At 49.8% G+C, this 9,187-nt stretch carries 8 protein-coding genes; 7 read left to right on the top strand and 1 reads right to left on the bottom strand.

Going from position 1 to position 9,187, the window contains the following annotated elements; genetic code table 11:
* Window positions 1-379: hypothetical protein (locus HMPREF1548_RS30010; RefSeq protein WP_021637125.1), on the bottom strand; the 379-nt coding region annotated here is incomplete at its 3' end.
* Window positions 380-731: 352 nt separating this feature from the next.
* On the opposite strand from HMPREF1548_RS30010, the gene HMPREF1548_RS15035 reads away from it, so the two are divergent.
* The 7 genes from HMPREF1548_RS15035 to HMPREF1548_RS15000 form a co-directional block, all read left to right on the top strand.
* Window positions 732-932: a DUF1858 domain-containing protein gene (locus HMPREF1548_RS15035; protein WP_035322328.1), complete on the top strand. Its 201-nt coding sequence runs from the start codon at window positions 732-734 to the stop codon at window positions 930-932.
* A 397-nt stretch (window positions 933-1,329) separates the two neighbouring features.
* Entirely contained in the window at window positions 1,330-2,376 is a 1,047-nt protein-coding gene (locus tag HMPREF1548_RS15030) for a DnaJ C-terminal domain-containing protein (RefSeq protein ID WP_035322281.1), read from the top strand.
* A 463-nt stretch (window positions 2,377-2,839) separates the two neighbouring features.
* The gene (locus HMPREF1548_RS15020; protein WP_021637119.1) at window positions 2,840-5,023 is read left to right on the top strand and encodes a PTS sugar transporter subunit IIABC; all 2,184 of its coding nucleotides are present in this window, start codon (window positions 2,840-2,842) and stop codon (window positions 5,021-5,023) included.
* A gap of 82 nt (window positions 5,024-5,105) precedes the next feature.
* Window positions 5,106-5,999 (top strand): PRD domain-containing protein, encoded by an 894-nt coding sequence (locus tag HMPREF1548_RS15015; RefSeq protein WP_021637118.1) that lies wholly within the window; start codon window positions 5,106-5,108, stop codon window positions 5,997-5,999.
* Window positions 5,980-6,570 carry a nitroreductase family protein gene (locus HMPREF1548_RS15010; protein ID WP_021637117.1) on the top strand — a complete coding sequence of 197 codons (591 nt, stop codon included), beginning with the start codon at window positions 5,980-5,982 and terminating at the stop codon, window positions 6,568-6,570. Before HMPREF1548_RS15015 ends, HMPREF1548_RS15010 begins: the two co-directional genes overlap by 20 nt.
* A gap of 52 nt (window positions 6,571-6,622) precedes the next feature.
* Entirely contained in the window at window positions 6,623-8,380 is a 1,758-nt protein-coding gene (locus tag HMPREF1548_RS15005) for a glucosidase family protein (RefSeq protein WP_021637116.1), read from the top strand.
* Between the two features lie 103 nt (window positions 8,381-8,483).
* Window positions 8,484-9,187 (top strand): AIM24 family protein (locus HMPREF1548_RS15000; RefSeq protein WP_021637115.1); only part of this gene is annotated, 704 nt, incomplete at its 3' end.

The raw sequence follows: 9,187 nt of genomic DNA, 5'->3' as shown, positions 1-9,187 counted from the left end.
AAAATTTCTTCTGTGCTTCCACATTGAGCAAAAGCTTAACCATGGTAATATTTTTGTGTCCGGGAAGCATGGCACAAAATCGGATATCAAATGTGATGCGACCCTCACCGGGAACCACGCTTTCCGTATTGTTCCCTGTAATTAAAAGCTCATTTCCTTTCTTCCCTCCGGGCTTTAAGGGCACCCTGGCGACCTCAATTCCCGGTTCAATCCATTCCGCAATTTCCTCAACATCGAAGTCTGCGTATTCGGCGGCAGCACCCTGCAGGATACGGGCCAGAACCTGTCTGTTGCTCAGGTTTCTCTTTACATGTTCATCATACTGCACTTTGATACCGGCTGCGTCAAGTTCTTCTGCGATCAGCGTCTTTTTCTTCATTGTACCTCCTTTTGGCGGCAGGAGTGCAGATCGTATATGAAAAAATTGACGCCTGCGGTTCCTGCCGTTAAATAAAATGTGATTTTGCGGCAGAAACTGCCAGAATGTGCGAATGCACAGAAATATAGTAAGACTACTTTGATGATACTTTATGTCTGATAAAAAGTCAATTAATAAATATTATTTTTCTTTCGTTTTTTCCGCTTTTTTCCCGGAAAATATTTCGCTTAATGCGAGAAACTGTGATATAATAATTCCGGTAGCGGATAGCAGGAGCGGAAGTAAAGAGATAAATATATCCGCAGAGGAACAGCCGGTTTATCCGGCTTATAATACCAAGGAGGAAAAAAGAATGCAGATAAGTAAAGATATGTTAATCGGTCAGTTGGTCAATATGGACGAATTAATTCCCCAGATGCTGATGCGCGCGGGAATGCACTGTCTGGGATGCCCGTCTGCCCAGGGGGAAAGCCTGGAGGAAGCATGCATGGTACATGGAATTGACTGTGAGGGGCTTGTAAGCCAGATGAATGAAATCCTGGCCACCAGATAATACAGTAATAGTAATATAAAATAAAGGAGCAGCAATGCGGATGCCGGACGGTATACCCCCCGGAGCATCGGTATTGCTGCTTTTTTATTACCGTCAGAAAGCTTTATTCGGCTGAAAAGTCTCTCGCAAATTTTATAAAGTTTTATAAAGAAAGTATTTTTTGTATTGAAAATAATACGGGCGTATGTTATAGTACATATAGAACAAATAATGCAGAGTGTAATATAAATTTATGAAAGCAACTGTCCGGACCTCACCTTTGTGTGAGGTATTTTGCAGGCCGGGGATGAAGCAGGCGGCATACGTAGCTTATGTAATGCACCGGCTGTAATGCCTGACAGGCCGGAACCAAAAGCGGCGGACAGCCGCGCCTGAGAAAAGAATGAAGGTGAATAGAATGGCAGCAAAAAGAGATTATTATGAAATTCTCGGAATAGAAAAGGGAGCGGATGAAAACGCGATTAAAAAGGCTTACCGTAAGCTTGCGAAGAAGTACCATCCGGATGAAAATGCCGGTAATACCCATGCCGAGCAGCGGTTTAAAGAGATAACTGAGGCTTATTCCGTATTAAGTGATCCGGAGAAGAAAAAACTGTATGATCAGTTCGGGCATGCCGCATTTGACGGTTCAGCTCCCGGTCCGGATGCATTTACGGGACGGCAGAACGGCGGATATCGGGAATATCATTTTGAACAGGGAAATATGGACGATATCTTCGGAGATATTTTCGGGGATTTGTTCCACAGTAAAGACGGTAAAAAAGGCGGTTCCCGCAGCAGCCGCTTTTCAGGAGGCTTTCATAACGGAAGCCATGGCTATGGCGGATTTGAAGACAGTTTTTACGGAGGAGGTTTTTCGCAGGATAGCTTCCGCGGCAGGGGCCGGGATCTCCAGGCGGAGGTAGAGGTCAGCTTTGACGAAGCGGCCTTCGGCTGCGATAAGCTTATCAGTCTGCAGAATGCGGATGGCATGGGCGGACCGGCGCAATCCCTGCAGGTCCATATCCCTGCAGGGATTGAAAACGGCAAAAAGGTAAGAATCCGCGGGAAAGGAATGCCGGGATACGGCGGCGAAGCGGGAGATTTGCTGCTTAAGGTCAAGGTGGGTGAAAAACAGGGCTTTGAGCGGAAAGGAATGGATGTATATTCCACCATTACCATTCCGTTTACCACGGCCGTATTTGGCGGAGAGGCTCCCGTACAGACGCTTTCCGGTAAAATTATGTGCAGAATCAGGGAAGGAATCCAGCCGGGAACTAAAATCCGGCTGAAGGGAAAAGGAATCGTTTCCATGAAAAACCCCGGTGTATATGGGGACCATTATGTCACAGTGCAGATTCAGGTTCCGCAGGATCTCAGCCCGGAAGCGAAGCAGAAGCTGAAGGAATTTGAAGAGCTCCTCAATAAGGAGCGGCGGGGAGGGAAAAAGAAGGGCGCGGCATAGGCGAGAAGCAGATTCCTTTATGACGAATCCACGGTAAAAGCCCGGACATCCGGACTGCGGCAGGCTTCCGGCTGATGGTATCGCTGTGCGGCGGCCTGCCTGCCCATAGTGTATATTTGTGCGGCCTGCGCAGTATATGCGCAGGCCGGCAGAAGGGTAAACGGCAGAAAAGTAGGAAAAAGTAAAATAAAAAACTTGACAAATGCCCAAAGGCATTTTATAGTCAAAATATAGTATGTAACTCTTACGAGGCATTCACTATACATGACACTTAGGATGGTTATGTGTATTGATGCCCTTTTTTTATTTCTGCGGCAAATCCACTGCAATTCAGCGCATAAATACCATGCATCCGGAAAAAAACAGAACAGGGAGGGGACGCTTCGCGTCCTGCCAACGAAGCCGGGGATGCTTCTGCCCTGATTTTCATGCGGTCTGCGGCCGTGAAAGGAGAGAAAGAAAAATGAAAGATAAGATTTTTGGTGTTTTGCAGCGTGTCGGACGGAGTTTTATGCTTCCCATTGCTATTTTGCCTGTGGCGGGACTGCTTTTGGGAATCGGCAGTTCTTTTACCAATGAAACCACAATTGCAACCTATGGGTTAGGTAAAATACTGGGTGACGGGACATTTCTCCATGCCCTGCTGGTAATTATGAACAAGGTCGGGAGCGTGGTATTTGACAACCTTCCCCTTATTTTTGCCATTGGCGTATCAATCGGTATGGCAAAGAAGGAAAAAGAGGTAGCCGCCCTTTCCGCGGTAATTGCCTATTTTGTAATGAACACGGCAATCAGCGCCATGCTGGTGCTCCATGGCGACATCCTTTCCAACGGAGAAACTGCCGGGCATGTGCTTGGCGGGACCATCGCCTCTGTCTGCGGAATCCAGACGCTGCAGATGGGTGTATTCGGCGGTATCATAGTAGGGTTGGGAGTGGCAGTCCTGCATAATCGTTTTTATAAAATCAGCCTGCCGAATGCGCTGTCCTTTTTTGGCGGGACAAGATTTGTACCTATTATCTCAACACTGGTTTACATGTTTGTGGGAATTGCATTATACTATATATGGCCGGTAGTGCAGAACGGGATTTATGCGCTGGGCGGCCTGGTGACAGGCAGCGGCTATGTGGGAACGCTGATCTTTGGCCTGATAAAAAGAGCGTTGATTCCCTTCGGTCTGCATCATGTATTTTATATGCCGTTCTGGCAGACTGCTGTGGGCGGAACCATGGAGGTTGCGGGACAGATGGTGCAGGGGGGACAGAATATATTCTTTGCCCAGCTGGCTGATTCTGCCAATGTGGCCCATTTCAGCGCGGATGCAACAAGGTATTTTTCAGGAGAGTTTATTTTTATGATTTTTGGCCTGCCGGGAGCGGCCCTGGCGATGTATCGCTGTGCGAAGCCTGAAAAGAAAAAAGCGGCGGGAGGTCTGCTTTTATCCGCGTCCCTGGCCTGTATGATGACAGGGATTACGGAGCCTCTGGAATTTTCCTTCCTGTTTGTCGCCCCTGCCCTGTTTGCAGTACAGGTGGTGCTGGCAGGCTCCTGCTACATGATTGCCCATATACTTAATGTCGCGGTTGGCCTGACTTTTTCCGGCGGCTTCCTGGATTTCTTCCTGTTTGGAATCCTGCAGGGCAATGAAAAAACAAGCTGGCTGAGAGTGATTCCCGCAGGAATTATTTACTTTTTCCTTTACTATTTTATTTTCCGTTTCCTGATTGTAAAATTCGATTTCAAGACGCCGGGAAGAGAAGAGGATACTGCTGAAATAAAGCTGTATACCAGGGCGGATGTCAATGCAAGAAAGGACGGAGCGGAAAAAGAGACGGCAGCGGCGGATACTGATTCTGTCAGCACTGCTATTACAAATGGCCTGGGCGGCAGGAAAAATATCAGCGACGTGGACTGCTGTGCAACGAGGCTGCGTTGCACGGTGAAACGTCCCGAGCTGGTAAATGACGCACTGTTAAAGTCCACAGGGGCCTCAGGAGTAGTGCACAAAGGCAATGGCGTGCAGGTAATCTACGGTCCTCATGTTACGGTAATCAAATCAAATCTGGAGGATTATCTGGAAACTGCGCCCAACGAGGAATATACGGGCGGAGAGCAGGAAGCGGCTGTGGATACTGTGGTGTCTGAGGAAAAGCAGGAGAAAGAACAGGACGGCGAAAAAAAAGTAAAAACCATTGTAATCTCCAGCCCGGTTACCGGAAAGGCGGCAGATTTATCAACGGCGCCGGACGAGGCCTTCGCAGGGAAAATGATGGGCGACGGCGCGGCCGTAACGCCTGAAGACCCAATTGTGCGGGCGCCGGAGGACGGAGAAATATGTTTTGTTTTCGATACCAGGCATGCGATTGGATTTTTAACGGATTCCGGAATCAGCCTTCTGATTCATATCGGAATTGATACGGTAAAGCTTGGAGGAAAGGGCTTTGAGGCGCTTGTTGAGAACGGGCAGAAGGTGAAAAAGGGAGATCCCATGCTGAAGCTGGATTTGGAATATCTGAAGGCCAATGCGCCTTCTGTTGTTTCACCCGTGCTTTGCACGGAGCTTCAGGAGAATGAGAAAATCCGGCTGCTTAAAACAGGAAACATTACAGCCGGGGAGGCACTTTTCGCGGTAGATATATACGAATAACGACAGGGATAAGACGGCAGTCCGCCGGAACGCTGGAAATTGCCGCAGCAGCCGCTTTTTCCGGGCGGTACAGGAGGGGAATATGTACAGAATCAGGAAAGTTTTGAATCATAATGCGGCAATTGTAATCGGGATGGAGGATAACGGGGAATATCTGCTCATGGGAAAGGGAGTGGGATTCGGGAAGAAAACGGGCGAGCGGGTGGAGGCGGGGCCTGAGACCACCGCCTACTGCCTGCAGCAGCTTACGGACAGAGGGGATGCGAAAGAGATCATAAAGTCGGTTTCCCCGGTCTGCCTGGAGCTTGCCAACGAAGTGCTCAATGAAGCGGAAAGAGTTTTCGGCAGGATTGACCGTTCCATCCTTTTCCCTATGGCCGACCATATGGAATATGCGGTCAGGCGTATCAAAAACCGGGAGCAGATCAGCAATCCCCTGACAGAGGATATCAGGCTTCTGTTCCACCGGGAATATAAAGTCGCCCAAAGTGTACAGCCGCTTTTGTGGGAGCGGATGAAGGTGAAAATTGACGAGCATGAAATCGGTTATATAGCGCTCCATGTCCATGCGGCCATTGAGGATGAAAAAGTATCCCAGGCCATGCAGATTGCGCGCGCCGTCCGGGAATGCGTCACTCTGGTGGAGCAGCAGACGGGGATGAAAATTGATGTCATGTCCTTGGCCTACAACCGGCTGATGAACCATGTGCGCTATATGGTGGCAAGGGCTCTGAGCGGGGAACGGCTCAAGCTGAATATGAATGACTATATGCGGGTAAAATTTCCTGAAGCCTATGAAACGGCGGCTGTTATATGCGAAGAAATCGGCAGGAGCCTGAACAGAAAACTGGATGATGTGGAAACAGGATACCTGGCGATGCATATTGAGCGGGTGAAGGATGATGAAACAACGGGAAGCGCAAATAATAAAGCAAAAAAGACAACGGAGGAATATCATGCTGGATGCGATCATTAAAAGAAGAAGTATCCGAAAATATAAAGAGGAAGAAATCCCGGTCCATATGGTGGAGGAGGTTCTCCGGGCGGGGCTTCTGGCGCCTTCCTCAAAGAACCGCCAGCCCTGGAAGTTCATTGTTGTAACGGGGAGGTCAAAAGCAGAGATGCTGGAGGTGTTCAGACAGGGGCTGGAAAGAGAAAAGAACAGCCCTCTGCTGCCGGAAAGCGCGCCGTATATCGGCGGGGCGGAATACACCCTTCAGGTTATGAAGCAGGCTCCGGTGATTATTTTTATCGTCAATACATTAGGCCTGGAGGTAAACCGGGGCTTAACCCCGGATGAGAGGATTTTTGAATTATGCAATGCGCAGTCCATCGGGGCGGCGATTGAAAATATGACGCTGGCCGCGACAGATCTGGGACTGGGAAGCCTGTGGATATGCGATACCTGTTTTGCATATCAGGAGCTGAACGGCTGGCTGGATGCAGGCGGGGAACTTATTGCGGCGCTGGCCCTGGGATATGCGGATGAAGCGCCGGCCGCAAGGCCGAGAAAAAGCCTGGAAGAAGCGGCGGAATGGAGATACTGAGCTGGCAGGACATAAAAAATAAAGCATTCCTGACGCGGAAAGGGTGAAAAAGATGTGGAAAAAAGAAATTATCTATGATTCGGCAACGCCGGTTCTCTATTATCTGGTGCAGGAAAAAGGGGAATTATTCCTGAAACATACCTATGACTGCGCCTGTGAAAATCCTCAGGTGGAGGAGTGCTTCATCGTCCCTTCAAAGAATACGGAAAGAAATAAGGCCTGCCGGATCAGCGCAAAGCGTCCTTTCCAGGTAATGGTACAGGAAGACGGCCATAAGGCGGAGATATTGTTTGACGGAGCGGAGGAGGAAATCAGCGTCACCATTTATCCGAGCATACCCCACTGTGATATTATGGGAAACTCCATTTCCCTGGACTTTGAAAACGGAAAGGAGTTTGAAGAAGCTGTTTATCAGTTTTACTGGAGGACGCTTCTTCCTTCCGTTGCGGAACGCACAGCGGGAGCGGGCTATCCGGTGCGGGATGGCTATGTGGTGAGCACGCTTCAAAAAGAGGTATATGCGGGTACTTATCCTGATGTAGATCATGAATTCCAAATCAAAGGACGCGCGGCCATGGCGGATAGCTTTGATCTGGGGCTGATCCGCCGGATGCTGGAGCTGCAGCTGAAGCTGATGGCGGAGGATCCGGAACAGCTGTACCGGGATCCCTGCGCCCTGCAGCCGAATGGGGTCAGGGAATACCATGTGAGAAGAAACAGCAAAGATCTGCAGACCAACGCGGTAATGTTCCTTATTACCGGAAATGTGGAAATTATAGAATCCGCATGGCTTTATGTGGCGGCCTCCAAAGACTGGGCCTGGTTTGAAAGGAATAAGGAAGGGCTGGAAAATTCCCTGACTCTTGTGGAGGACTGCATGGACAGGCAGGGGCGTCTTTGGTCTGATGTTTATTATGAAGATCAGATTATCAAGGACGGAAGGGAATGTATGTCCGCCGCACTGGCAGCCGATGCCATGAGGAGGATGGCGGATCTGGAGAGAAGAGCCGGGGACAGCGAAAAAGAAAAGCATTATCTTTTGCTGGAAAGAAAGCTTTCCCGGGCCATGACGGCGGATCTCCCGGCAGGCTTCTGGGACCGGGAAAACGGACGTTTTGCCGACTGGGTGGACAGAAGCGGCGTCAGGCATGATCATATCCATCTGCTGGCAAATGAACTGCCGCTGCTGTTCGGCTATGCGGATGAGGCGCAGGAAAAAGCGGTGCAGAAGCTTGTGGAAGAGTGCTTCGGAGAGTTCCAGCGGTTTCCCACCTTTTTATCAGCCAGGATACAGGACTATACCGATTCGGAAATCGGAGTGCCCTATGACCTGTGCGCGGCAGGAAGATACTGGTGCTGGGATTTTGCTTACTGGGTGTCTCAGGGCAGGAGGGATATGCTGGAGCAGCAGCTCCTGGCCGTCTGCCGGCAGGCAAGGCTGGATGATTATCTGATGGGCGAACGCTATGATATGAATTATATCTTCTACCAGGATGATAAAAACTGGCACGGCGCCGCCCACTATTATGAATATCCCTGCGTATTTATCTGGAACCTGCTTAGGGGGTATCTGGGGGTGCAGCCCGATTTGGATGTGGATCTGAGGATTGCCCCTATGCTCAATAAACCGGGCCGGGTTCGGCTGGAGGCAAAGCCCTACGCTTTGGAATATGAAATGAAGGAGAACAGTTTTTCTTTAACCAATCTGCTGGACCGGCAGAGGACATTCCTTCTGTGTATGGACGGAAAACAGAAAAAGGTTGCATTGGGCGCGGGCGAGAGCCTTGTTTGGGATATGAGCGAAGGATGATTGCTGTGCCTTTCATTGTCAGGGCTTAAGATATTCTTAATTTGCCAGCCACTGCCCGGAATGATAAAATTTCTGTATATAAACAGAACAGAGGAGGTATCTTATGTACCAGATTTCGAATTTTATGGATAATGATGATGTGAAAACACTTGCGTCTGCCGGCCCGTTTTCAGTGATTGAATATGTCCGGGATCTGAGCGTTATGCCATCATCGGCAACGGTTGCTTACTTCAGCAGCCAGATGAATGTGAGAAAACGTCAGGTGGTATGCGACCTGAGCAAAGCCAGTGTTACGATTCAGGCAGGGGCCATGCAGTGGATGCTTGGCAATGTAAATGCGACAACCGGCATCAAAGGCGTGGGAGATCTGTTCGGGAAAGCGGTGCGCGGCAAGGTTACCGGAGAATCAGCAATTAAGCCGGAATATACGGGGGACGGGCTTCTGGTGCTGGAGCCAACCTATAAACATTTGATTTTAATGGACGCGGCGGACTGGGGAGGCTCTGTTGTACTGGATGATGGACTTTTCCTGGCCTGTGATTCCAGACTGAAGCACAAGGCGGTTATGCGTTCCAATCTTTCTTCCGCAGTGGCCGGCGGCGAGGGCCTGTTTAATTTAAGCCTGAACGGAAGCGGCGTGTTCTGTATTGAAGCGGACTGCCCGCGCGAGGAGCTGGTGGAAATCACCCTGCAGAATGATGTGCTGAAGGTCGATGGGAATATGGCGGTTGCCTGGAGCGGAAGCCTGGAATTTACGGTGGAACGTTCCGGCAAATCCCTCATCGGTTCGGCGGCTTCCGGCGAAGG

The organism is Clostridium sp. KLE 1755, from assembly GCF_000466465.2.
Lineage (GTDB): Bacteria > Bacillota > Clostridia > Lachnospirales > Lachnospiraceae > Eisenbergiella > Eisenbergiella porci.
Note: the sequence above shows the minus strand (reverse complement) of the source record. Positions and strands in the feature narration are given on the sequence as shown.